Consider the following 23,673-nt stretch of genomic DNA (forward strand, 5'->3'; position numbering starts at 1 on the left):
GTTTCGGTCAATCTCTCTTGACCAACGCGTCAGCGGGCGGGCAGGTCACGCTCGGGGGGCGTGTCGGCATATGCGAGGAGCGCGCGTGTGTGCGTACGCCCCCTCGCGGGAGTGCGGCAGCGCAGGTGGGGCGGTGGGCGGGCAGCCCATAGACTGGTGCGCTGCTGACAGCCGAGATAGCGAGGTAGACCCCAGTGAAGCTCGTCTTCGCAGGCACCCCCGAGGTCGCCGTGCCCGCCCTGGACGCTCTGATCGCCTCCGGGCGCCACGAGGTCGCCGCCGTCGTCACCCGGCCCGACGCGCCGGCCGGCCGCGGCCGGCACCTCGTCGCCAGCCCCGTCGCCCAGCGCGCGGAGGAAGCCGGCATCGAGGTGCTCAAGCCCGTCCGGCCGCGCGACCCGGGCTTCCAGGCCCGGCTGCGCGAGATCGCCCCGGACTGCTGTCCGGTGGTCGCGTACGGTGCGCTGATTCCCAAGAGCGCCCTGGACATCCCCGCGCACGGCTGGGTCAACCTGCACTTCTCGCTGCTGCCCGCCTGGCGCGGTGCCGCGCCCGTCCAGCAGTCGATCATGGCGGGGGACCAGGTCACCGGTGCCTCCACGTTCCGGATCGAGGAGGGGCTGGACACCGGCCCGGTCTTCGGGATCCTCACCGAGGAGATCCGGCCCACGGACACCAGCGGCGACCTGCTGACCCGCCTGGCCTTCGCCGGGTCGGGGCTGCTGGTGGCGACCATGGACGGCATCGAGGACGGCACCCTGCGCGCCGTGGAGCAGCCCGCGGACGGGATCTCCCTCGCGCCGAAGATCACCGTCGAGGACGCCCGGGTCGACTGGACGGCCCCCGCGATGCGCGCCGACCGGCTGGTGCGCGGCTGCACGCCGGCGCCCGGCGCGTGGACGGTCTTCCGCGGGGAGCGGCTCAAGCTGGTCTCGGTCGGGCTGGCCCCGGACCGGACGGACCTGGCCCCGGGCGACCTGGCCGTGGGCAAGAACAACGTCCACGTCGGCACGGGCTCGCACGCCGTGGAGCTGCTCTGGGTGCAGCCGCAGGGCAAGAAGCCGATGAAGGCCGCCGACTGGGCGCGCGGGGTGCGGATCGCTCCCGGCGAGCGGCTCGGCGGCGGGGCCGACGTAGGCTGATTCCGCGGCAGCCGTCGCGGCGTCGCAGGCGGCGCCGCGGGCGCCCCCCAGCTTTTCGTTCCATCCCCCAGCGTTACGTAACCCCGGAGCACCTTTCACGTGAGCGAACAGTCCCCCCGCCGCCCGGCCAAGGCCGCCAAGTCGCCCAAGCCCTACCGGCGGCCCCAGAAGGACCCCGTCCGGATGCTGGCCTTCGAGGTGCTGAGGGCGGTGGACGAGCGCGACGCGTACGCGAACCTCGTGCTGCCGCCGCTGCTGAAGAAGGCCCGCAAGGACGAGACCTTCCAGGCACGTGACGCGGCGCTGGCCACCGAGCTGGTGTACGGGACGCTGCGCCGCCAGGGCACGTACGACGCGGTCATCAAGGCCTGCATCGACCGGCCGCTGCGCGAGGTCGACCCGCCGGTGCTCGACGTGCTCTCGCTCGGCGCGCACCAGCTGCTGGGGACCCGGATCCCCACGCACGCGGCGGTGTCCGCGAGCGTGGAGCTGGCCCGGGTGGTGCTCGGCGACGGGCGGGCGAAGTTCGTCAACGCGGTGCTGCGGAAGATCTCCGCGCACGATCTGGACGGCTGGCTGGAGAAGGTGGCGCCGCCGTACGAGGACGACGCCGAGGAGCACCTCGCCGTCTTCCACTCGCACCCGCGGTGGGTCGTCAGCGCCCTGTGGGACTCGCTGGGCGGCGGGCGGGCCGGGATCGAGGACCTGCTGGAGGCCGACAACGAGCGGCCCGAGGTCACCCTGGTCGCGCGGCCCGGGCGGTCCACGGCCGAGGAGCTGCTGGAGGCGGTCGGCGAGGACTCGGCGCTGCCGGGCCGCTGGTCCCCGTACGCGGTCCGGATGGCCGAGGGCGGCGAACCGGGCGCGCTGGAGGCGGTGCGCGAGGGTCGCGCCGGTGTCCAGGACGAGGGCAGCCAGCTGGTGGCGATGGCCCTGGCGGCCGTCCCGGTCGAGGGCCGGGACGAGCGCTGGCTGGACGGCTGCGCGGGTCCGGGCGGCAAGGCGGCGCTGCTCGCGGCGCTCGCCGCCCAGCGCGGGGCGTTCCTGCTGGCCTCCGAGAAGCAGCCGCACCGGGCCCGGCTGGTGGCCAAGGCGCTGGCCGGCAACCCCGGCCCGTACCAGGTCATCACGGCGGACGGGACCCGTCCGCCGTGGCTGCCGGGGTCGTTCGACCGGGTCCTGATGGACGTGCCCTGCTCGGGCCTGGGCGCGCTGCGCCGCCGTCCGGAGGCGCGCTGGCGACGCCGGCCGGAGGACCTGGACGGCTTCGCGCCGCTCCAGCGCGGCCTGCTGCGCGAGGCCTTGTCGGCGGTCCGGGTGGGCGGCGTCGTGGGCTACGCGACGTGCTCCCCGCACCTGGCGGAGACCCGGGTGGTCGTGGAGGACGTACTGAAGGGGCGCGGCGCGGGCGCTTCCCCCATCGAGGCGGAACTGGTCGACGCACGGCCGTACATGCAGGGGGTGCCGGCGCTGGGGGACGGCCCGGACGTCCAGCTGTGGCCGCACCTGCACGGGACCGACGCGATGTACCTGGCGCTGATCCGGCGCACCGGGTAGCGGCGGCGGCCGGGGCCGGGACGGCGCCACGAGGCCGCCCCGGCCCCGCCCCGTCCCCAGTTCCGGGGTAGTGGCCGGAACGCGTTGGCGGCATGGCACGCTTGGGGCATGGCCGTTCAGATCAATCCCAGCATCTTGTCCGCCGACTTCGCCCGGCTCGCCGAGGAGGCGAAGGCCGTCCAGGGGGCCGACTGGCTGCACGTCGACGTCATGGACAACCACTTCGTCCCGAACCTCACCCTCGGCGTGCCGGTCGTCGAGTCGCTGAGCCGGGCGACGGACATCCCGCTCGATCTGCACCTCATGATCGAGGACCCCGACCGCTGGGCCCCGCAGTACATCGAGGCCGGTGCGGGCTCCGTGACCTTCCACGCCGAGGCGGCGGCCGCGCCCGTACGGCTCGCGCGCGAGATCAGGGCCAAGGGGGCGCGCGCGTCCATGGCGCTGAAGCCGGCGACGCCCATCGAGCAGTACGAGGACATGCTTCCCGAGCTCGACATGCTCCTGATCATGACGGTGGAGCCCGGTTTCGGGGGCCAGCCCTTCCTCGACATCATGCTGCCCAAGATCCGCCGTACCCGTGAGCTGATCTCCAGGCACGGTCTGGAGCTGTGGCTGCAGGTCGACGGAGGGGTCTCCGCCACGACCATCGAGCGGTGCGCCGAGGCCGGCGCGGACGTGTTCGTCGCGGGCAGCGCGGTCTACGGAGCGGTCGATCCGGCGGCCGCCGTACGCACGCTCCGTGAGCAGGCGAGTGCGGCGATCTCCGCCGCGCCCTGGGCTTGCGACCACTGAAGCAAGGCTTGGTGAACAGCTCGGTGAACGGGAGCTGTCCAGGCTGATCAACGGCCGTCGGATCTGACAGGATGAACGGCGAGTCGAGAGTGTGAACAGCAGTGAGGAGAACGCGGTGTCTGCAATGTCGGCGGGACGGTCAGCCCTGCGGATGGGACCCGCGGAGCTGGTGCAGGCGGCGGCCATGGCGCGCCGCTTCTATCTGGAGGGGAAGTCCAAGATCCAGATCGCCGAGGAGTTCGGCGTGAGCCGCTTCAAGGTGGCCCGGGTCCTGGAGACCGCTCTGGAGCGCGACCTCGTACGCATCGAGATCCGGGTTCCGGCCGAGCTGGACGCGGAACGCTCCGACGCGCTGCGCGCCCGGTACGGGCTGCGGCACGCGGTGGTGGTGGAGTCCCCGGCGGACGCCACCGAGGACGCGCCGGACCCGGAGAACCTGGGCGCCGTGGCCGCCGACCTGCTGGGCGAGCTCGTCAACGAGGGCGACGTACTGGGCCTCGCGTGGGGGCGCTCGACCATCCACATGGCTGCCTCCCTGCACCGGCTGCCCCCCTGCACCGTGGTCCAGCTGACGGGCGTCTACGACGCCGGGACGGCCGAGCGCGGATCCGTGGAGGCCGTGCGCAGGGCCGCGCAGGTGTCGGGCGGCGACGCCCACCCCATCTACGCCCCGATGCTGCTGCCCGATCCGGCCACGGCGGCCGCGCTGCGCGGCCAGACGGGGATCGCGCGGGCCTTCGAGTACTTCGACAAGGTGACGGTCGCCGCCGTCTCCATCGGGTCCTGGGAGCCGGGCATCTCCACCGTCCACGACATGCTGAGCGACGAGGAGCGGGCGCACTACGCCTCGCTGGGCGTCGCCGCCGAGATGTCGGCCCACCTCTTCGACGCGGAGGGCCGCCGGGTCGGGCGGGACCTCGGCGAGCGCTGCATCACCGTGGAGGCGGACCGGCTGCGCCGGATCCCCGAGGTCGTGGCCATCGCGGGCGGGCTGCGCAAGGCCTCCGCGATCGGCGCGGTACTGCGTTCGGGACTCGTGACGAGCCTGGTCACGGACACGGCCGTCGCGGACTATCTGCTGACCGAATCGCAGCCCGGACTGCGGCCGGCACTGGAGCGGGCCGACCCCGACGAGTGATTGTTCGGATTGGTCCGATTGGCCGGACGAACGGCGGTCAAACACGGGCGCGGGATGTTCGCTGATGCGGATGGTGCCGTAATTGAGATCCGAACGGCGGACCGTTCGAGGGCCCGCTGGGCGCATACTGGGTGCAATGACAAAGTCAGCAGTACCTCGCCGCCATTTGCCGTCCAGCCCGTTCAAGGCCCCCGTGGAAGCGCCGCTCAGGCACTTCAGCGTCGGCGACCGGGTTACTCACGACGAGCACGGTCTCGGCCGTGTCGTCGCAGTAGAGGAGGGGATCGCTGTCCTCGTCGAATTCGGGCCGGAGGTCCGGAAACGAATCCTGAGTCCGTACACCAAGATGGCTGCTCTCTGAAGCCAACTCGCGATTCGCGGGAGAATCGGATATTTGGCACGATCGGTGCATGATCTTTCGGAACGTGCCCCGATCGTTGCTGCGTTTGCTGGGGGCCGTGTTCCTCTGCGCGGCGCTGGTCGGTGCGGCGGGCTGCAGCGGGAAGAATCCCGCGCCTGCCGCGACCACCAGCAGGAGCGCGAGCGCCGGCTCCGGCATTGACGTTGCCCCGAGCGGGGCGGCGAGTTCCGCCGTGCCGACGCCCGGATGGGCCAAGGGGATGGCGACCGTACGGGCTGTGGCGTTGCCGCAGCAGGCCCGGGAAGTGCTCGCGCTGATCGACAAGGGCGGGCCGTACCAGTACCGGCAGGACGGGACCGTCTTCGGCAATTTCGAGAAGGTCCTGCCCCAGCAGAAGCGTGGTTACTACCACGAGTTCACCGTGAAGACGCCCGGTGAGCGGGACCGCGGGGCCCGGCGGATCGTGACCGGTGGGGGCGGGGAGTTCTTCTACACGGACGACCACTACAAGACCTTCAAGGCGGTTCTCCGATGACCCTGGACCCGCAGCCCCTGGCCCCTGCCGTCGCCGCCGCCGAAGCCGCGGGCTGGACGACCGTACGGCTCGATCTGGACGGCGTACGGAGCAAGGCGGAGCTGATGCGGCGCTGCCGGGACGCGCTGCGGCTGCCGGAGCACTTCGGGGAGAACTGGGACGCGCTGGCCGATGCGCTGCGGGACCTGTCGTGGCTGCCGGACGCGGTGGGGCGGCTGGTGGCCGTGACCTCGTGGCGTGGTTATGCCGCTGCGCGGCCGGGCGACTGGGAGATCCTGCGGGAGGTGCTGGAGGAGGCCGTGGACTTCTGGCGCGAGGGCGACGACGGGACGCCGCTGACGGTGCTGCTGGCCGATCCGGAGCCCGAGGGCGCGCCGAAGCCCGGGCCCGGGCCGAAGCCCGGGCCGAAGCCGAAGCCGGGGCCCGGAGCCGCGCACCGGACCCCGGGCCTCAAACGCCGGCCGGGCTGAGCCGGTCAGCCCTTCGGGATCCAGGGCGGGGTATGGCCCCAGGACCAGACGGGGATCTCCGCCGCGTCGACCGGGGGCGGGTTGGGGCCCGAGTAGATCAGGGCCATGCGGGTGCCCCACTCGATGTAGTACGCGAAGACGGCGCGGAACTCCGGGTCGGTGGGCAGGCCCACCTCGTCGGCCGTGTCCATCAGCAGGTCCACCCAGCGGCGGCGCTGTCCTTCCGTGATGGCGCGGCCCAGGTGCTTGGTGGCCATGTGCTGGTGGCCGCCGTGGGCCGCGGTGTACTCCTTCGGGCCGCCGAAGACCTCCGACAGCCAGACCGCGACGTGCTGGGGGTGCTCCGAGTCCATGCCGGCGAAGACCGGGGCCAGGATCTCGTCCCGCAGGGCGTGGGCGTAGAAGGCGTCCGTGAGGCGGCTCATCGCCTCCGCCCCGCCCAGCCACTCGTAGATGGTCGGCGTGGTACCGGGTGTGCTGCTCATGACGCGGTGGAAGCCTTTCCGGGGCCGGCCACCTTGGTGACGAGGTAGTGCTGCATTTCCTCGATGGCCGTGACGTACGGGCGGATCGCGCTGAAGAACGCCGGGAAGTGCTCGCCCTTGCGGAATCCGTTCAGGTGGGCGTCGATCGAGGTCCAGCGGATGCGGAGGATGTAGCGCTCGGACTCCTCCTCGCAGCGCGCCAGTTCGTAGTCGACGCACTCCGGCGAGGCGGCCAGGGCCTCGGCGGCCCTGACATAGGCGTCCTCGAAGGCGGGCTGGTCGTCCAATGCGATCCGGTAGCGGATGTATTCGACGGTGGTGGTCATGGTGCGGGCCTCTCCCTGGGGTCGGGCGTTGATCGCCGCTGGTCCGTGCCAGGCTTGCGCGATCTTGCGGGCGCTGGGGGATCTTTCCCCGTTATGACTCAGACTTCTGGGAGTCGGTGAGGTCCGGGCCCTCCGCCCGGACCTGCTGGACCCGGTCCAGGGACTCGCGCAGATCCGTGAGCCAGGTGTCGGTGTTGCGTCCGACCAGGCGGACGCACCAGGCCAGGGCGTCGGCCCGGCTGCGGGCGACGCCGCCCGCGACCAGGGTGTCCAGGACCTGCCGCTCGGGCTGGCGCAGGCGGGTCATCACGGGGACCGCGAGGTGGGTGAAGAGGGTCGTCTCCTCGCCCGAGCGGGCTGCCCAGGAGACCTTGCGGCGGTAGAGCTCCTCCGCCTCCCGGGCGACCTCCATCCGCTGCTCGCGGGTGCGCTCGCGGAAGGCCGCGACCGACTCGGCCGCCGGGACCGCGCCGACGACCGTGATCTCCTCCCGGTCCACCGTGACCGAGAGGAGCGACTCGTAGATGTCCACCGGCAGGCGCTCGGCGAACCAGGAGCGGAGCTGTTCGTTCTGCTCGGTTGTAATCATGTAATCAACGGTGCGTCCGGTCCCGGCTTGATCGCAAGTGGCCGGGGGCCGTGTTCGCTCTCAGCCCACCGGAGCTCAGCCCGCCAAGGCTCAGCCCATCGAGCGGTAGCGGTGGATCAGGGAGACCGCCATGGCTCCCTCGCCCACGCCCGAGGCGACCCGTTTGACCGAGTGGGCCCGTACGTCCCCCGCCGCGAAGACCCCGGGGACGCTGGTCTCCAGCGGGTACGGGGCGCGCTCCAGGCTCCACTCCGCCGGGAGTTCGCCGCCGTTGGAGATCAGGTCCGAGCCGGTGAGGACGAAGCCGTACTCGTCCCGGTCGACCACCCCGGCCAGCCAGTCCGTGTGCGGGCGGGCGCCGATGAAGGTGAACATGAACCTGGCCGGGACCTCCTTGTCCTCGCCGGTGTCGGCGTTGTGCAGGGTCAGGCGTTCGAGGTGGTCCTCCCCGTGCAGGCGGACGACCGTCGTGCGGACCCGCACCTCGACGTTGGGGGTGCGCTCGATCTCGTCGATCAGGTAGCGGGACATGCTGTCGTCCAGCGAGGCCGCGCGGACCAGGATCGTGACCCGGGCCGCGTACTTGGCGAAGTGCACCGCGGCCTGGCCGGCCGAGTTGGCCCCGCCCACGATGAACACGTGCTGCGAGATGCAGGCCGAGCTCTCCGTGGTCGCCGCGCCGTAGTAGAGCCCGGCGCCCTCGAAGCGGTCCGCGCCGGGGGCCTCCAGGCGGTTGTACGAGACCCCGGTCGCCAGGAGCACGGTCTCGGCGCTGATCTCCGTACCGTCGGCCAGGGTCAGGATCTTCGCCGGGTCGTCGCGGGTCAGGGAGGTCACCTCCACCGGGTGCAGGATCTCGGCACCGAAGCGGGCGGCCTGGATGGTGGCGCGGCGGGTCAGGTCGCCGCCGGAGAGGCCCGAGGGGAAGCCGAGGTAGTTCTCGATCAGGCTGGAGGTGCCGGCCTGGCCGCCCGGGGCGCGGGAGTCCAGCATGAGCGTGGACAGGCCCTCCGAAGCGGAGTAGACGCCGGCCGCGAGGCCCGCCGGGCCCGCGCCGACGATGACGCACTCGTAGTGCGGGCGCGAGGCGGTGGTGGCCAGCCCCAGCCGCTGGGCGAGCTGGATGTCGGTCGGGGCCGAGAGCACCGAGCCGTCCGGGAAACGGACCAGGGGGAGCGCGGCGCCGGCCTGGGCGGCGGCGATCACGGTCAGCGCCTCGGGGTCCCGCTCGACGTTGAGGAAGCGGAACGGCTGGCCGTTGCGGGTGAAGAAGTCCCGGACGGCGTGGGTGCCGGGGGAGACCAGGTGACCCGCGACGATGATCCCGTCGTACGCCGGCCGGTAGGTGGCGAGCCAGTCCGACAGCAGGTCGTCCAGGACGGGGAAGAGCCGCTCGTGCGGCGGGTCCCACGGCTTGAGCAGGTAGTAGTCCAGGCGCACCCGGTTGATGGCGGTGATCGCCGCGTCGGTCTCGGCGTACGCCGTCAGCAGGACGCGCCGGGCGTCCGGGAACCGGGAGACGGCCTCGAGGAGGAACTCCACTCCCGTGACGTCGGGCATCCGCTGGTCGACGAGGAAGAGCGCCGGGTCGTGGCCGCGTTCGTCGAGGGAGTCCAGGATCTTGAGGGCGTCGGCGGCGGAGGAGGCGCCGAGCACCCGGTAGCGGTCGCCGTACGCGCTGCGCAGGTCGCGGCGGACGGCGCGCAGCACCTGGGGGTCGTCGTCCACGGCCAGGATGACGGGCTTGCGGTTCTCCGCGCGCTCGGCGGCCGCGGTGGCGCCCGTCGACGCGGTGGCGCCAGTCGGCGTGGCGGTGCCCGTCGAGGCGGCGGTGCTCGTGGGCGCGCCGGCGCGCTCCGGGGCCGCGTTCACGCCGGGTCCAGCATCAGCTTGTCGGCGTAGCACCAGGCCCAGTCCTCGCCGGGCTCGTGGGAGGCGGCGATGGGGTGCTCGGTGACCCCGTAGTGCCTGGTGGCGTGACGGTTCTTCGAGGAGTCGCAGCAGCCGACGTGCCCACAGCTCAGGCACATCCGCAGGTGCACCCACGAGTCCCCGGAAGCGAGGCATTCCTCGCAGCCCTCGGTGCCGGGTTTCACCGGACGTATCCGATCGATGTGGGTGCACAACAGGTCCATCGTCATCGTCCCCGTCCCTCTCTCGCGCGGCTCGCACCCGTGATTCACGGGCGTCCAGACCATAAGGCGGGGCCTTGGCGACGGTTCAGTGATTCGGCCGAAGTCAGGTAGTCCGGAAGCTACTTCATGACCTCGCCGGACGACTTCCTGAGGTGCCCCCATGACCTGGGCGACTACCTCACGAAGTCGCATACGGGCGCTTTGACGGGAACCCCCCGTACGGCCAGTGTGGGGGACGCCAACGACAACAGGCGGCGCCTGGAGGAATCCGTGAGCAGAAAGATTCTGGTCATTGTCTCGGAACACGGTTACTGGGCCGAGGAACTGATCGGCCCCGTATCCCAGTTCGACGAGCAGGGCTATGAAGTCGTATTCGCCACGCCGACCGGGAAGCGTGCCCACGCTCTCCCGCCGAGCCTCGACGCGAACTACATCGATCCTCCGCTGGGACGCTCCGTCACCACCGAGGAGAACGCCCGGCTGGGCCGGGAGTTCGAGCAGTCGAGCCGGCTCGACTCCCCCCTCGACATCGAGGCGTGGGCACCCGAGCGCCCGTACACGAGTGACCCGGCCTACCTGCCCAAGCTGGAGCAGTACCACCGTGATCTGGACAAGCTCCAGGCCGACATCGCCGGCTTCGACGCGGTGCTCGTCGTCGGCGGCAGCGGTCCGATCGTCGACCTCGCCAACAACGAGCGCGTGCACGCCCTGATCCTGGCCTTCAAGAACGCCGGCAAGGTCGTGGCGGCCGAGTGCTACGGGGTCGCCTGCCTGGCCTTCGCCCGGGACTGGGGAGACCGCCGCAGCATCATCTGGGGCAAGCACGTGACCGGCCACTGCAAGGAGTACGACTACAAGGACGGCACCGGATTCCTCGGTACCGATTTCAACATGGGGCCGCCGCCGTACCCGCTGGAGTACATCCTGCGCGATGCGACCGGGCCGCGCGGGGCGTACATCGGGAACTTCGGCCACCCCCTTTCGGTGATCGTCGACTTCCCGTTCGTGACCGGCCGTTCCACCCCCGATTCCTATCTCACGGGGCAGAAGATCGTGGAAGTGCTGGAGAACGGTCTCACCAGGTACGGCTGGTAATTCCGATACCTGCGGGAACAGGAGGGGGAATTCGATGAGTTCTGAAGCCACTCCCGGACGGGAAAGGCTGATCGACCAGTTCAAGGCCGACGGCCTGAACGTCATGTTCGGAAATCCGGGGACGGTGGAACAGGGATTCCTCGACGCCGTCGACGCGGCGGAGGACTTCCACTACGTCCTCGCCCTCCAGGAGACGGTGGCCGCCGGCATCGCCGACGGCTACGCCCGCGCCACCGGCGGTGCGGCCCTGCTCCAGCTGCACTCCGGGGTGGGGCTGGGCAACGGCATCGGCATGCTCTACCAGTCGCTGCGCGGCCACACCCCGCTCGTCGTGATCGCCGGTGACGCGGGGGTCCGCTACGACGCCATGGACGCGCAGATGGCCTCCGATCTGGTGGCGATGGCGAAGCCGGTGACCAAGTACGCGACCCGGGTCACCGACCGGCACTCCGTCCTGCGCACCATCCGCCGGGCGGTGAAGATCGCCCTGACCCCGCCGCGCGGCCCGGTGTTCGTGGCGCTGCCGATGGACGTGCTGGACGAACTCAACTCCGAGCCCGTGCTGCCCGCCACGACGGTGCTCACCGACGTGGCGCCCTCCCCGGCCTCGGTGGGGCGGGCGGCCGCCCTGCTCGCCTCCGCCGAGCGGCCGGTCGTCCTCGTCGGGGACGGGGTCGCCCTCTCCGGGGCGCAGGCCGAACTCGCCGCCGTCGCCGAGCTGCTGGGCGCCGACGTGTACGAGGTCGACTCCTCCGAGGTGAACATCGCGGCCTCGCACCCGCTGCGCCGCGGCCAGACGGGCCACATGTTCGGCCCGCACAGCAAGGAGCTGATCGGGGGCGCCGACGGGGTGCTCATCGTCGGCACCTACGTCTTCCCCGAGGTGTTCCCGGAGCTGGAGAGCCCCTTCCGGGCGGGCGCGAAGGTCGTGCACATCGACCTGAACGCCTACGAGATCGCCAAGAACCACCCGGTGGACCTCGGGCTCGCCGCCGATCCCCGGCAGACGCTGCGCGCACTGGCCGGCGTACTGGAGCGGGTGCTCACCCCCGCTCAGCGGGCGGCGGCCGCCGGGCGGCTGGACGCGCGGACCCGGGAGCGGGTGCGGGCGGGGCAGGCGGAGCGGGACGCCAGGGATGCGGACGGCTCGCCCATGGCGGTCTTCCTGCGGACCCTGGTCGAGCGCACCGGCGGGGACCTGATCGTCTTCGACGAGGCGCTGACCACCTCCCCGCTGGTCACGAAGTACCTGCCGCCCGAGCGGCCGGGCGACTACCACCTCACCCGGGGCGGTTCGCTCGGGGTGGGCTTCCCGGGCGCGGTCGGCGTCAAGCTCGCCCGCCCGGACCGGCTCGTCGTCGGCTTCGCGGGCGACGGCGGCTCGATGTACACCTACCAGGCGCTGTGGACCGCGGCCCGGCACGGCATCGAGGCCAAGTTCGTGGTCTGCAACAACCGCAAGTACCGGCTGCTGGACGACAACATCGCCCAGTACTGGCGGGAGCGGGAGATCCCCGAGCACGGCTTCCCGGGCTCCTTCGACCTCTCGCACCCCGAGATCGACTTCGCCGCGCTGGCCCGGTCGCTCGGAGCCGGCGGGATGCGGGTGGAGAAGCCCGACGAGGCGGTCGCCGCCGTGGGCCGGATGCTCGCCCACCCCGGACCCTTCCTCGTCGACGTACAGATCTGACGCACCGCGCACCTCAGACACCGCGCACCTCAGACACCGCGCACCACGCCCGCACGGACAGTACGGACAGACAGGAGGAGACCGCATGCCCGCCGAGCGGCTGACCGAGAACGCGATCCGCGCCTTCGCCGAGAAGTGGTACGTGGCCCTGGACCAGCACGTCGCACCGGAGCAGGTGCTGGCCCTGATCACCGAGGACCTGGAGTTCAAGGTCCCCGAGGACACCTTCCTCGGCCACCAGGGCTTCGGCCGCTGGTACGAGGCGGTCACCCACCGCTTCTTCGACGAGGTGCACACGGTCACGAAGGTGGAGCCCGTCATCGAGGGGGACCGGGCGATCGTCCGGGTCCTCGTCAACTGGCAGGCCAAGATCTGGGACGCGCCGGACGCCCGCAGCGTGTGGCTGGGCTTCGACGCCGACCAGACCTGGACCGTGGTCGCCGGCCCCGACGGGCCGCTGATCCGGCAGTACACCGTCAACGAACTGGCGCCCATGCCCGGTTCCGCCTCCCTCTGAGCGCCGAAGGAGAAGCGACGATGACCGAAGTGACACGGGAGCGGGTCGAGGCGGCGTACCGCGCCCTCGGTTCCGGCGACCGGGCCAGGATCCTGGAGTACTACGCGGAGGACCTGCGCTGGCAGGTCCCCGGCAACCACCCGCTGGCCGGCTGGTACGAGAGCCTGGACGCCTTCCTGGAGCTGATGGGCCAGACCCACAAGCTCACGGGCGGCACCTTCCGCATGGACATCGAAGCGGTCCTCGTCGGCGAGGACTGCAGCGCGGACGTCTGCCGCAACGTCGCCGTGCGCGGCGGGGCCGACGAGTCGAGCCGGTCCCCGTACGAGCGGATGGACTACCCGGTCTTCCACTTCATGCGCTGGCGGGACGGCCGGATCGTCGAGGGCCACGACGGCCTGTTCGGCGACTCGGCCACGGCCTTCAGCCAGTTCTGGGCGCCCTTCGCGCCCGACGGAACCCGCAGGGACCGATAGGGGGGATGAGCGCCATGGACGCGCGGCAGATCTTGCAGAAGTACTACGAGTACGCCAACGCCGGTGACTGGGACAGCTGGTGCGACCTGTTCGCCGAGGACCAGGTCATGGACGAGCAGCTCGCCGGCCACATCGAGGGCCTGGAGCTGCTGCGGTCGATGATGAAGGGGATGGGGACGATGTACCGGGTGTTCCGCAACGAACCCGTGCACTTCCTCGTCGACGGTGACAAGGCCGCGGCCGTCTCCCACCTCACCGCGGTCACTCCCGGCGGGGAGGACATCGAGGCCGAGGTCATGAACTTCTTCCGGATCGTGGACGGAAAGATCGCCTACATGGCGAACTACCACGACACCGTCCCCTTCCAGGTGCTCGGCCAGGGCTGAGGGGACGCGTGATGGCCGTAGATGAGTACGACTACATCGTCGTGGGATCCGGCACCGCGGGGAGCGTCCTCGCGAACCGCCTCTCCGAGGACCCGGACGTCACCGTCCTCGTCCTGGAGGCCGGCGCGGGCCGCATCCCTCCCGAGGTGGACGATCCGTCCTCCTGGTACAAGCTGCTGGGCGGGCCCGTCGACTGGGGTTACACCAGCGTCCCGCAGCCCGGCCTCGACGGCCGCCGCACCTACGAACCGCGCGGCAAGGCCCCCGGCGGCAGCAGCAACCTCTACATCATGATGCACATCCGGGGCCACGCCTCGGACTTCGACAACTGGGCCTACCAGGGCGCGGCCGGCTGGGCCCACGAGGACGTACTGCCCTACTTCGCCCTGCTGGAGGGCCAGGAGGACGCCACCTCGGAGACCACCGGCACCCGCGGCCCGCAGCGGATCACCAACGCCGGGCGGCACAACCCCAATCCGGTCTCCCGCGCCTTCATCGACGCCGCCGTCGAGCTCGGGCACGAGGAGATCGCCGACTTCAACACCGACGGCCCGCGGCGCGGGCTCTTCGGCACCGGCTGGCACCACATCGACGTGGCGGAGGGCCGCCGCCAGGGCGTTCTCGCCGCCTATCTGGAGCCGGCCCTCGACCGCTCGAACCTGACCCTGCGCACCAGCGCGCAGAGCACCCGGCTGCTCTTCGACGGGGACACCTGCACGGGAGTGGAGTACGTCCAGCTCGCGCCGCCCGCGCAGATCCCGGGCCGGACCGTGCGGGACGGCCACAGCGCCCAGCCGGAGCCGGGGCTGCACACCGTACGGGCCCGCCGGGAGGTGATCGTGGCCGCCGGGGCGATCGAGTCGCCCAAGCTGCTGCTGCTCTCCGGGATCGGGCACCCCGGGCAGCTGCGCGAGCACGGCATCGCCACGGTCGCGGCCCTGCCCGGGGTCGGCGAGAACTTCCACAACCACGTGCTGACCGGGCTGATGGCCGAGGTCACCCAGGAGCTCCCGCCGCCCGCGCAGAACCTGTCGGAGAGCGCGCTGTTCCTCTCCTCCCGGCCCGGACTGCCCGCGCCGGACCTGCAGATCGCCTTCGTGCACGTGCCGTTCGACGTGATCGTCGGCCAGGACCACCCGAACACGGTGTCCATCCTGCCCGGTGTCGTACGCCCCGTCTCGCGCGGCTGGATCAGGCTCGCGAGCGCCGATCCGCTGGCCCACCCGCTGATCAACCCGAACTACCTGGGCGACCGGTGGGACCTGGAGCGGATGGTGCAGGGGGTGAAGACCGCCCGGGAGATCTTCGCGACCTCGGCCTTCTCGCCCTGGTACAAGCAGGAGCTCCAGCCCGGCCCCGGCTACGCGTCCGACGAGGACCTGCGCACCTTCGTGAAGCAGAAGTCGGAGAGCTACCACCACCAGGCCGGCTCCTGCCGCATGGGCATCGACGACCTCTCGGTCGTCGACCCCGAACTGCGCGTGCACGGCGTACGGAACCTGCGCGTCGTCGACGCCAGCGTGATGCCCGCCGTTCCGTCGGGCAACTGCCACACCGCCATCGCGATGATCGCCGAGCGCGCGGCGGACTTCCTGAAGGGGGCTTCCCGTGTCTGACGTGGTCCTGCGCGAGGGCGCCCTGACCGGAACCCGGATCGCGGTCCTGGTCGAGAGCGACTTCTACGAGCCGGAGATCTTCTACTACCAGCACCGCTTCGCGGAGGAGGGCGCCGAGGTCGACTTCCTGACCCGGCTGTGGGGCAACGACTCCATCACCTTCTCCGGGCACGAGTACCGGGCGCCGTTCACCGCCGAGAAGTCGCTGGAGGGGCTGAGCGACGAGGACCTGCGCGGCTACGCGGCGATCATCGTCCCCTCGGGGATGGTGGCCGACCGGCTGCGGTACACGGAGGACGTGGACGTACTGGCCCCGGCGACGGAGCTGCTGCGCCGGGCCTTCGAGGAGCCGACCGTCCTCAAGGGGATCATCTGCCACGGCATGTGGCTGGCGGCCTCGATCCCGGGCAAGATCCGCGGCCGCAAGGTCGTCTGCCACAACAACCTCATCGGCGACGTCCGCAACATGGGCGGCGAGTACGTGGACGAGGACGTGGTGGTCGACGGCGACCTGGTCACCGGCCGCACCGGGGCCCACCACCACCTGTTCGCCCGCCGGATCATCGAGCTGATCGCCGCCGGGCGGGGCGCCAGGGGCGCGCGGGGCACCGGCTGATGGGGCCGATGGTCTGGTCGCACGTGGGCCTGAACTGCGCCGACCAGAAGACCACCGAGGAGTTCTACACCCGGTACTTCGGCTTCACCCGGGCCCGGGTGGTCGACCTGGGAGAGGCCCGGATCATCTTCCTCCGCCAGGGGGACGTGTACCTGGAGCTCTTCGCGGCGGGCACCGAGCCGGCCGCCGGGCCGGCCCTCCACGACGGTCCGGCGGCGCCGGGCCGGATGCGCCACCTGGCCTTCCAGACCGACGACGTGGACGCGTTCCTCGCCACGCTCGGGGACGGGGCCGAAGTGACCCTGGGACCACTGGACTTCGACGACTTCATCTGCGGGTGGCGGACCGTGTGGGTCCGCGATCCCGACGGGGTGATCGTCGAGGTCAGCCAGGGATTCGAGGACGAGCGGGCGCACGGGGACGACCACGCGCCGATGGGCTCTCACGACGACAAGGACGGTGTATGACATGGCGGATGCCGTGAACTTCTCCTTCTCCGACACGATCGCCGGCTACGTCGGCCGCTTCGACTCCGGGTCCAGGCTGCTGCGGCTGAAGACCTCGGACGGCCGCGAGTTCGAGGTCTCGCTGGCCGGAGACCCCAGCGCCGAGCTGGTCCGCAACCTCGACGAGCCGTACATCGACGCCTCCGGGCACATTGACGAGATGCTCTCGCCGGGCCGGTTCCTCTACGTCTACGGGGTCCACTACCCCGAGCACGGCGGCCGCTTCGAGGCCAAGCGCCTGGTGTTCCTGGGCCGCGGGGCCGAGGACTACCGCTTCGAGGAGCCCAGCTGGTGGGTCAAGCAGATCGAATCGCTGGCCGACTTCTACAAGCGGGCGCAGTTCGGCGACGGGCCGGTGGACTTCACCGAGTACCGCACCGAGATCCGGCTCGGCGGGGACAAGACCGCCAGTCATGTCCAGGAGACCGACACGATCTCCCGGCTGGTCTACGGCATGGCCTCGGCCTACCTGCTGACCGGCAAGGACGAGTACCTGGAGGTCGCCGAGCGCGGCACCGAGTACCTGCGCAAGCACATGCGCGTCGTGGACAGCGAGGAGGACGTGGTCTTCTGGTACCACGGCATCAGCGTCGACGGGGACAGCGAGCGCAAGCTGTTCACCTCGGAGTTCTCCGACGACTACGACGCGATCCCGATGTACGAGCAGATCTACGCGCTGGCCGGCCCGATCCAGACCTACCGGGTCACCGGTGACGTCCGGATCAAGAACGACGCGGACGCCACCATCCGGCTGTTCGACAAGTTCTTCAAGGACCCGGAGCAGGGCGGCTACTACTCCCACATCGACCCGATCCTCTTCAGCGCCGACCACGAGTCCCTCGGGGAGAACGCGGAGCGCAAGAACTGGAACTCGGTCGGGGACCACGCGCCCGCGTACCTGATCAACCTGTACCTGGCGACCGGCGAGCAGAAGTACGCCGACTTCCTCGAGTACACCTTCGACACCATCGCGGACAAGTTCCCGGACTACAAGAACAGCCCCTTCGTCCAGGAACGCTTCTTCCGCGACTGGTCCCACGACACCGCGCACAGCTGGCAGCAGAACCGCGCGGTCGTCGGCCACAACCTCAAGATCGCCTGGAACCTGATGCGGATGAACTCGCTGAAGGCCAAGCCGGCCTACGAGGAGCTCGCCCGCAAGATCGGCGAGACCATGCCGGCCGTCGGCAGCGACGTCCAGCGCGGCGGCTGGTACGACGTGGTCGAGCGGGTCAAGTCCGGGGACGAGGAGGCGTATCGTTTCGCCTGGCACGACCGCAAGGCCTGGTGGCAGCAGGAGCAGGCGATCCTCGCCTACCTCATCCTGAACGGCACCGTCGGCGGCGACGAGTTCCTGCGCGAGGCGCGGCAGGCGCAGTCCTTCTACAACACCTTCTTCCTCGACCACGACGAGGGCGCCGTCTACTTCAACGTGCTCGCCAGCGGTACTCCGTACCTGCTCGGCACCGAGCGGCTCAAGGGCAGCCACTCGATGTCCATGTACCACTCGGCGGAGCTCTGCTACCTCTCCGCCGTCTACAACAACCTGCTCGTCAACGGCCGGGAGATGGACTTCCACTTCCAGCCCGACCCGACGAACCTGCCCGACCGCGTGCTGCGCGTCTCGCCCGACCTGCTGCCCGCCGGCTCGGTGCGCATCGCGTCCGTCGAGATCGACGAGAAGCCGTACGAGGAGTTCGACGCGGAGGAGCTGACCGTCCACCTGCCCGACGTACAGGGCCGGGTCAAGGTCAAGGTCCGGCTGCGCCCGACCGGTAAATAGCGCCAACGGGGGCGCCCCACTCAGAGGGGAATGCAATGACCCTGAACGTGAAGGAACGCCGAAACAAGACGGGTACCGTGCTCGTCGCCACCGGCGAGATCAACAGCGAGACCTCCGGATCGCTGCTGCAGACGCTGCTGCCGCTGGTCCGCGAGGGCAGGCCGCTGCGCATCGACCTGACGGCCGTCACCTACGTCTCCAGCGCCGGGCTGCGCACGCTGCTCGTCGTCTACCGCGAGGCCCAGCACGCCGGGGTCGCCGTCACCCTCTACGGGGTGAGCGAGGAAGTCCGGTTCGTCATGTCGGCCACCGGCTTCCTCGACTTCTTCTCCGCCGGAGAGGCCGAGGCGGCAGCCGCCAAGGCCACCGCCTCGGCCGCCACCCGGGCCGCCGCCACGGCCGCCACCAAGGCCGCCGCCACGGCACGGGCCGCGCGATGAGCGAGCCGGCGCCCGAACAGACCCTGCGCGTCGACGCGTACCCGACCCACGAGGTGGGCGGGTACCGCGTGCGGGCCGGCAAGCCGTTCCCCTTCGGGGCCAACGTGGTCCCCGGCGGGGTCAGCTTCTCCGTCTTCTCCGACCAGGCCACCACCATGACCCTGGTCCTCTACAAGCGCGGCGAGCCCGAGCCGATGGCCGAGCTGGAGTTCCCCCAGGAATTCCGCACCGGAAGCGTCTTCGCGATGACGGTCTTCGGCCTCGACCACGAGAACATCGAGTACGGGTACCGGGCCGACGGCCCCTACGATCCCGTCACCGGCCACCGCTTCGACGCCCGGCAGGTGCTCTCCGACCCCTACGCCCGGCTGATCGCCGGCCGGGACGTGTGGGGCGTGGAACCGGACCGCAGCCGCGGCTACCAGTACCGCTCCCGCGTCTGCCTCCAGGACTTCGACTGGGGCGACGACACCCCGCTGGGCATCCCCGCCGAGGACCTCGTCGTGTACGAGACCCACGTGCGCGGGTTCACCCGGCACCCCTCCTCGGGGGTCACCGCCCCCGGCACCTTCGCGGGGCTGCGCGAGAAGATCCCGTACCTGAAGGAGCTCGGGATCAACTGCATAGAACTGCTCCCGGTGTTCGAGTTCGACGAGAGCGACAACCCGCGCACCAACCCGGAGACGGGCGAGCAGCTCTTCGACTACTGGGGCTACAACACCGTCTCCTTCTTCGCCCCCAAGGCCGGCTACGCGGCCACCGGCCGCTACGGCATGCAGGGCGACGAGTTCCGCACCCTGATCAAGGACCTGCACGCGGCCGGCATCGAGGTCATCCTCGACGTCGTCTTCAACCACACCGCCGAGGGCAACGAGCAGGGCCCCACCATCTCCTTCAAGGGGCTCGACAACGCCACGTACTACATGCTCACGCCCGAGGGGTACTACTTCAACTTCAGCGGCACCGGCAACACCGTCAACTGCAACCACCCCGTCGTGCGCAACTACGTGCTCGACTGCCTGCGCCACTGGGTCGCCGACTACCACATCGACGGCTTCCGCTTCGACCTGGCGGCCATCCTCGGCCGCTCCGCCGACGGCACCCCGCTGCCCAATCCGCCGCTGCTGGAACTGCTCGCCTTCGACCCGGTCCTGCGCCACACCAAGCTCATCGCCGAGGCCTGGGACGCCGGCGGCCTCTACGAGGTCGGCAACTTCCCGGCGTACGGCCGCTGGGCGGAGTGGAACGGCAAGTACCGCGACACCGTGCGCAGCTTCCTCAAGGGCGATCCCGGGATCACCGGGGAGCTCGCCACCCGGGTCGCCGGTTCACCCGACCTCTACTCCACCCGCGGGACCTCGGCCTCGGTCAACTTCCTGACCGCGCACGACGGTTTCAGCCTGGCCGACCTGGTCTCGTACAACGAGAAGCACAACGAGGCCAACGGCGAGGGCAACAACGACGGCGGCAACGACAACGCCAGCTGGAACTGCGGGGCGGAAGGGCCGACCGACGACGCCGAGGTCAACGCGCTGCGGCTGCGGCAGATGAAGAACGCCCTGGCCATCCTCTTCACCAGCCAGGGCATCCCGATGCTGCTGTCCGGCGACGAGGTGGCGCGCACCCAGCAGGGCAACAACAACACCTACTGCCAGGACAACGAACTGTCCTGGTTCGACTGGGACCAGGTCGACGAGAACTCCGAACTGCTCCGGTTCACGAGGGAGATGATCGCCTTCCGCAAGCACCACCGCGAGCTGCGCTCCACCGCCCACCCCACCGGCCAGCTCCGCGACAGCCTCGGGCTGCCCGACATCAGCTGGCACGGGGAGCGGGCCTGGCAGCCCGACTGGTCGCCGGACAGCCGGCTGCTGGCCGTGGCCCGCTGCGGCACCGGTGACGACGACGTGGTGTACGTCGCCATGAACTCCCACTGGGAACCGCACGACCTGGAGCTGCCCGCCCTCCCGGGCGGCCGCAGCTGGCACCTCTTCGCGGACACCGGGGCCGAGGCCCCGTACGACATCCGCACCCCCGGCGCCGAACTCGAACTGGAGAACGCCGGCAAGTACCTGATCGGTCCGCGCTCGGTCGTGATCCTGGTCGGCCGCACGTCCGACGCCGAGCTCTAGAGCAGCCCATCCGCTGCGGTCCACGCGAACCCGTACGTCCGAAGGAGACCTGACATGCCGCTTTCCGTGTCCCTGAGCATCGAGGGCGACACCACCGTGATCGAGCTGGAGGGCGAACTGGACGCCAAGACCGCGCCGGACTTCCACCAGACCATCGAGAAGGCCGCCGGGCACGGCACCAGCACCGTCGAGATCAGGATGGCCGGCGTCGGCTACATGGCCAGCGCCGGACTGCGCTCCCTGGTCTTCGCCCAGCAGAAGGTGGGCGACCACGTCACGATCAAGGTGGTCGGCGCCATCGAGCCCGTCTCCCGGACCATCCGGACGGCCGGGCTCGACCGCAGCATCCTGCTCTCGGACGACTGAGTCCGATGGATGCCGAGTCCGATGGGTGACGTGGTCGAAACGGCGACGGCGTCCGCCGAGGTGGAAGTGCCCGCCACGCTGGGGGCACTGGGCGACATCGCCGCACTGGTCCTGCGGCTGGCCGGGAAGGCGGGCCTCGACAAGGGCGCCGCGTACCGGATCCGGCTGGCGGTGGACGAACTGGCCACGAACATCGTGATGCACGGGTACCGGGGCGGCGGCGGACGGATCACCGTCCGCGGCCGCTCCGGGCCGGGCCGGGTGCGCATCTCCATAGAGGACCGGGCACCGGCCTTCGACCCCGTCCGGGGGCGGCTGCCGCCGGAACCGGACACCGCACCCGAGCTGCGCCGGATCGGCGGACTCGGCATCCACCTCGCACTGACCAGCGTGGACGAGTTCGCCTACGTACGCAGGGACGGCCGCAACATCAGCACGCTGACTGTGATGGCTGAGGAGACGGACCCATGCCCTCCACGACCGTGATCATCCTCGACCAGTACCCGCCACCGCCCGTCGAACTCCTGTGGGCGCTGGGGGAGATGGGTGCGGAACTCGTACCGCGCACCCTCGCCGACCTGCTGGCCGGCCCCTTGGAGGACCTGCCCGAAGCGGACGTGCTGCTCGCCCCGGCCCAGGCCGGCGGGGAGTCCGTACGGACGGCCGTGCGCCGGCTGCGGCGCTGGGGCGGGGCCCCCATCGTGGTCGTCTGGACGGTGACGGAGTTCGCCGCCCTGGAGGAGCACGTCCGGCTGGGCCACGACTACCTCGTACCGCCCTTCCTGCCCGCCCTCGTCGGGGCCCGGCTGCACAGCTGCTCGGAGCGCGCCGGACTCGGCCGCACCCTGCGGGAGGCCGACGCCCGCGCCGAACTCATGGGCTACGAGAAGGAACTGGAGATCGGCCGGGAGATCCAGGCCGGCTTCCTGCCGGAGTCGCTGCCGGTCCCCGAGGGTTGGGAGATCGACGTGTGCTTCCGGCCCGCCCGGCAGGTCGCCGGGGACTTCTACGACGTCTTCGAGCTCTCCCGCGGCCGCCGCCTCGCCTTCGTCGTCGCCGACGTCTGCGACAAGGGGGTCGGGGCCGCGCTCTTCATGGCCCTCATCCGCTCCCTGCTGCGGCACACCGCCGAGAACAGCGGACTGCAGCACCTGGTGGCCGCCGGCCGCACCGGCAACAGCCGGCGAATCCCGGTCGTCGGGGCCACCCCGCTGCTCAACGCGGTCACCGCCACCAACGGCTACCTGACCCGCAACCACCTGCGGCAGGGCTACTTCGCCACCCTGTTCTTCGGCGTGCTCGACCCGCTCACCGGATCCCTGGTCTACATCAACGGCGGCCACAACCCGCCCCTGCTGCTGGACGCGGACGGCGGTGAGCCGCTCGCCCTGGAGGTCACCGGACCCGCCGTGGGGGTACTGCCGGACTGTGTGTACACGCTCGGCTACGCGCAGTTGAACCCGGGCGACACGCTGTTCGTGTTCACCGACGGAGTGCCCGAGGCCCGCTGCCCCAGCGGCGGCTTCCTCGGCGACGCGCGGATGCTGGAGCTGCTGTCCGGACCGCCGGTCAGCGGCAGGGAGGTGGTCGACCGGATGGACACCGCCGTACGCGAACACACCGGAACAGCCGAACAGCACGACGACGTCACCATGCTGGCCCTGCACCGGCCACGCGCGGCGCGGGGGCCGCGCGCGACCCGGCCGGCGGTGGCCTGATGACCCTGACCGTCGTGGTGCACTCGTACCGCGGCGGTACCGGCAAGTCCTCGGTGCTGGCGAACCTGGCCCTGCTCATCGCGGGCGCCGGACGCCGGGTGGGGGTGATCGACACGGACATCCAGTCGCCCACCCTGGACCTGCTCTTCCGGCTCGGCCCCGGCCCCTCGCTCGCCGACTACCTGCTCGGGCGGTGCGAGATCGAGGCCGCCGCCCAGGAGGTCGCCACCGGCCGCGGGGGCGGCGGTCTCTACGTCGTACCGGCCCGGACCGGTACGGCGGCCCTGCGGGAGCTCATGACCACCGGCTACGACGTGGGGCTGCTGCCCGAGGGCTTCGACCGGCTGGCCGTCCACCACGGCCTGGACGTCCTGCTGCTCGACACCCACGCCGGGCTCAACAACGAGTCGGTCACCGCCATGGCGAGCGCCGACGTGCTGCTGATCATGGCCCGGGCCGACCGGATCGACCTGCTCGGCGTGGAGGAGACCATCGCCCTGACCGGCCGGCTCGCCTGCCGCCGGACCCTGGTGATGAGCATGGCCCCCGAGGGCATCGACCGGGAGGCGGCCCAGCGGCGGGCCGAGGAGGTGTACCGCACCCCCCTGGCCGGAATCCTGCCCTATGTTCCGGAAATGGCCGCCCTCTACGGCGAACGCATATTCGCCGAAGCCCATCCCGACCACCCCCTGGTCGGTGAATTCCACACCATCATCTCGGCGTTGGATGCACGTGACGAAGTATCACGGGCCTGACGTCACCCCCTTACGCCCCTAGCGGGGGGCGTGTTGAATCGGCA

At 70.9% G+C, this 23,673-nt stretch carries 27 protein-coding genes; 22 read left to right on the forward strand and 5 right to left on the reverse strand.

The window, feature by feature from the left end; genetic code table 11:
* The first annotated feature begins 194 nt into the window (after window positions 1–194).
* The 7 genes from fmt (at window position 195) to OG904_RS26245 (ending at window position 5,998) form a co-directional block, all read left to right on the forward strand.
* Window positions 195–1,142 carry a methionyl-tRNA formyltransferase gene (fmt, locus tag OG904_RS26215; protein WP_405494982.1) on the forward strand — a complete coding sequence of 316 codons (948 nt, stop codon included), beginning with the start codon at window positions 195–197 and terminating at the stop codon, window positions 1,140–1,142.
* 99 nt (window positions 1,143–1,241) lie between these two features.
* Complete coding sequence (locus tag OG904_RS26220) at window positions 1,242–2,699, forward strand: RsmB/NOP family class I SAM-dependent RNA methyltransferase (protein WP_405494984.1); 1,458 nt, start codon at window positions 1,242–1,244, stop codon at window positions 2,697–2,699.
* Window positions 2,700–2,807: 108 nt separating this feature from the next.
* A complete protein-coding gene (rpe, locus tag OG904_RS26225; RefSeq protein WP_405494986.1) occupies window positions 2,808–3,494 on the forward strand; it encodes a ribulose-phosphate 3-epimerase in 687 nt (228 codons plus the stop codon).
* A 124-nt stretch (window positions 3,495–3,618) separates the two neighbouring features.
* Window positions 3,619–4,632, forward strand: a complete 1,014-nt coding sequence (locus OG904_RS26230) for a sugar-binding domain-containing protein (RefSeq protein WP_328303578.1) — start codon at window positions 3,619–3,621, stop codon at window positions 4,630–4,632.
* Window positions 4,633–4,768: 136 nt separating this feature from the next.
* The gene (locus tag OG904_RS26235) at window positions 4,769–4,993 is read left to right on the forward strand and encodes a hypothetical protein (protein ID WP_112452447.1); all 225 of its coding nucleotides are present in this window, start codon (window positions 4,769–4,771) and stop codon (window positions 4,991–4,993) included.
* Window positions 4,994–5,252: 259 nt separating this feature from the next.
* Window positions 5,253–5,528, forward strand: coding sequence for a ribonuclease domain-containing protein (locus OG904_RS26240; RefSeq protein ID WP_405498278.1), 276 nt, complete (start codon window positions 5,253–5,255; stop codon window positions 5,526–5,528).
* Complete coding sequence (locus OG904_RS26245; protein WP_405494989.1) at window positions 5,525–5,998, forward strand: barstar family protein; 474 nt, start codon at window positions 5,525–5,527, stop codon at window positions 5,996–5,998. The genes OG904_RS26240 and OG904_RS26245 overlap by 4 nt, the downstream gene beginning before the upstream one ends.
* Window positions 5,999–6,003: 5 nt before the next feature.
* Here OG904_RS26245 and OG904_RS26250 read toward each other — a convergent pair whose 3' ends face one another.
* The 5 genes from OG904_RS26250 to OG904_RS26270 all read right to left on the reverse strand — a co-directional run bounded on the left by OG904_RS26250 (window position 6,004) and on the right by OG904_RS26270 (window position 9,539).
* Window positions 6,004–6,483 (reverse strand): group II truncated hemoglobin, encoded by a 480-nt coding sequence (locus OG904_RS26250; RefSeq protein WP_405494991.1) that lies wholly within the window; start codon window positions 6,481–6,483, stop codon window positions 6,004–6,006.
* Entirely contained in the window at window positions 6,480–6,809 is a 330-nt protein-coding gene (locus tag OG904_RS26255) for a putative quinol monooxygenase (RefSeq protein ID WP_405494993.1), read from the reverse strand. Before OG904_RS26255 ends, OG904_RS26250 begins: the two co-directional genes overlap by 4 nt.
* Before the next feature lie 91 nt (window positions 6,810–6,900).
* Window positions 6,901–7,398, reverse strand: a complete 498-nt coding sequence (locus OG904_RS26260; RefSeq protein WP_405494994.1) for a hypothetical protein — start codon at window positions 7,396–7,398, stop codon at window positions 6,901–6,903.
* A 90-nt stretch (window positions 7,399–7,488) separates the two neighbouring features.
* Window positions 7,489–9,132, reverse strand: coding sequence for an FAD-dependent oxidoreductase (locus OG904_RS26265; protein ID WP_405498280.1), 1,644 nt, complete (start codon window positions 9,130–9,132; stop codon window positions 7,489–7,491).
* A gap of 134 nt (window positions 9,133–9,266) precedes the next feature.
* Window positions 9,267–9,539 carry a UBP-type zinc finger domain-containing protein gene (locus tag OG904_RS26270; RefSeq protein ID WP_328297613.1) on the reverse strand — a complete coding sequence of 91 codons (273 nt, stop codon included), beginning with the start codon at window positions 9,537–9,539 and terminating at the stop codon, window positions 9,267–9,269.
* Between the two features lie 264 nt (window positions 9,540–9,803).
* Between OG904_RS26270 and OG904_RS26275 the strand changes: the two genes are divergently transcribed.
* From OG904_RS26275 to OG904_RS26345, 15 genes are all read left to right on the forward strand, one after another.
* Window positions 9,804–10,628 carry a type 1 glutamine amidotransferase domain-containing protein gene (locus OG904_RS26275; RefSeq protein ID WP_254387199.1) on the forward strand — a complete coding sequence of 275 codons (825 nt, stop codon included), beginning with the start codon at window positions 9,804–9,806 and terminating at the stop codon, window positions 10,626–10,628.
* A gap of 34 nt (window positions 10,629–10,662) precedes the next feature.
* Window positions 10,663–12,318: a thiamine pyrophosphate-binding protein gene (locus OG904_RS26280; protein ID WP_405494995.1), complete on the forward strand. Its 1,656-nt coding sequence runs from the start codon at window positions 10,663–10,665 to the stop codon at window positions 12,316–12,318.
* Between the two features lie 85 nt (window positions 12,319–12,403).
* On the forward strand, window positions 12,404–12,835 hold the full coding sequence (locus tag OG904_RS26285; protein WP_405494997.1) for a nuclear transport factor 2 family protein: 432 nt from the start codon (window positions 12,404–12,406) through the stop codon (window positions 12,833–12,835).
* A gap of 20 nt (window positions 12,836–12,855) precedes the next feature.
* Window positions 12,856–13,311 (forward strand): nuclear transport factor 2 family protein, encoded by a 456-nt coding sequence (locus tag OG904_RS26290; protein WP_328297609.1) that lies wholly within the window; start codon window positions 12,856–12,858, stop codon window positions 13,309–13,311.
* Window positions 13,312–13,316: 5 nt separating this feature from the next.
* Window positions 13,317–13,697, forward strand: coding sequence for a nuclear transport factor 2 family protein (locus tag OG904_RS26295; protein WP_405494999.1), 381 nt, complete (start codon window positions 13,317–13,319; stop codon window positions 13,695–13,697).
* Window positions 13,698–13,708: 11 nt separating this feature from the next.
* Window positions 13,709–15,313 carry a GMC family oxidoreductase gene (locus OG904_RS26300; protein ID WP_405495001.1) on the forward strand — a complete coding sequence of 535 codons (1,605 nt, stop codon included), beginning with the start codon at window positions 13,709–13,711 and terminating at the stop codon, window positions 15,311–15,313.
* Window positions 15,306–15,929: a DJ-1/PfpI family protein gene (locus tag OG904_RS26305; RefSeq protein ID WP_405495003.1), complete on the forward strand. Its 624-nt coding sequence runs from the start codon at window positions 15,306–15,308 to the stop codon at window positions 15,927–15,929. Before OG904_RS26300 ends, OG904_RS26305 begins: the two co-directional genes overlap by 8 nt.
* 8 nt (window positions 15,930–15,937) lie before the next feature.
* Window positions 15,938–16,396, forward strand: coding sequence for a VOC family protein (locus OG904_RS26310; RefSeq protein ID WP_405495005.1), 459 nt, complete (start codon window positions 15,938–15,940; stop codon window positions 16,394–16,396).
* A 1-nt stretch (window position 16,397) separates the two neighbouring features.
* A complete protein-coding gene (locus OG904_RS26315; RefSeq protein ID WP_405495007.1) occupies window positions 16,398–18,218 on the forward strand; it encodes an AGE family epimerase/isomerase in 1,821 nt (606 codons plus the stop codon).
* Window positions 18,219–18,253: 35 nt separating this feature from the next.
* Complete coding sequence (locus OG904_RS26320; protein ID WP_405495009.1) at window positions 18,254–18,658, forward strand: STAS domain-containing protein; 405 nt, start codon at window positions 18,254–18,256, stop codon at window positions 18,656–18,658.
* On the forward strand, window positions 18,655–20,790 hold the full coding sequence (glgX, locus tag OG904_RS26325) for a glycogen debranching protein GlgX (RefSeq protein ID WP_405495011.1): 2,136 nt from the start codon (window positions 18,655–18,657) through the stop codon (window positions 20,788–20,790). Before OG904_RS26320 ends, glgX begins: the two co-directional genes overlap by 4 nt.
* A gap of 54 nt (window positions 20,791–20,844) precedes the next feature.
* Complete coding sequence (locus OG904_RS26330; RefSeq protein WP_328297601.1) at window positions 20,845–21,156, forward strand: STAS domain-containing protein; 312 nt, start codon at window positions 20,845–20,847, stop codon at window positions 21,154–21,156.
* A gap of 21 nt (window positions 21,157–21,177) precedes the next feature.
* The gene (locus OG904_RS26335; protein ID WP_405495013.1) at window positions 21,178–21,642 is read left to right on the forward strand and encodes an ATP-binding protein; all 465 of its coding nucleotides are present in this window, start codon (window positions 21,178–21,180) and stop codon (window positions 21,640–21,642) included.
* Complete coding sequence (locus tag OG904_RS26340) at window positions 21,624–22,874, forward strand: PP2C family protein-serine/threonine phosphatase (protein WP_405495015.1); 1,251 nt, start codon at window positions 21,624–21,626, stop codon at window positions 22,872–22,874. The genes OG904_RS26335 and OG904_RS26340 overlap by 19 nt, the downstream gene beginning before the upstream one ends.
* Window positions 22,874–23,629: a MinD/ParA family protein gene (locus OG904_RS26345; RefSeq protein ID WP_405495017.1), complete on the forward strand. Its 756-nt coding sequence runs from the start codon at window positions 22,874–22,876 to the stop codon at window positions 23,627–23,629. The genes OG904_RS26340 and OG904_RS26345 overlap by 1 nt, the downstream gene beginning before the upstream one ends.
* Window positions 23,630–23,673: the final 44 nt, after the last annotated feature.

The organism is Streptomyces sp. NBC_00096, assembly GCF_045041305.1.
In the GTDB taxonomy this organism is placed as follows: Bacteria; Actinomycetota; Actinomycetes; order Streptomycetales; family Streptomycetaceae; genus Streptomyces.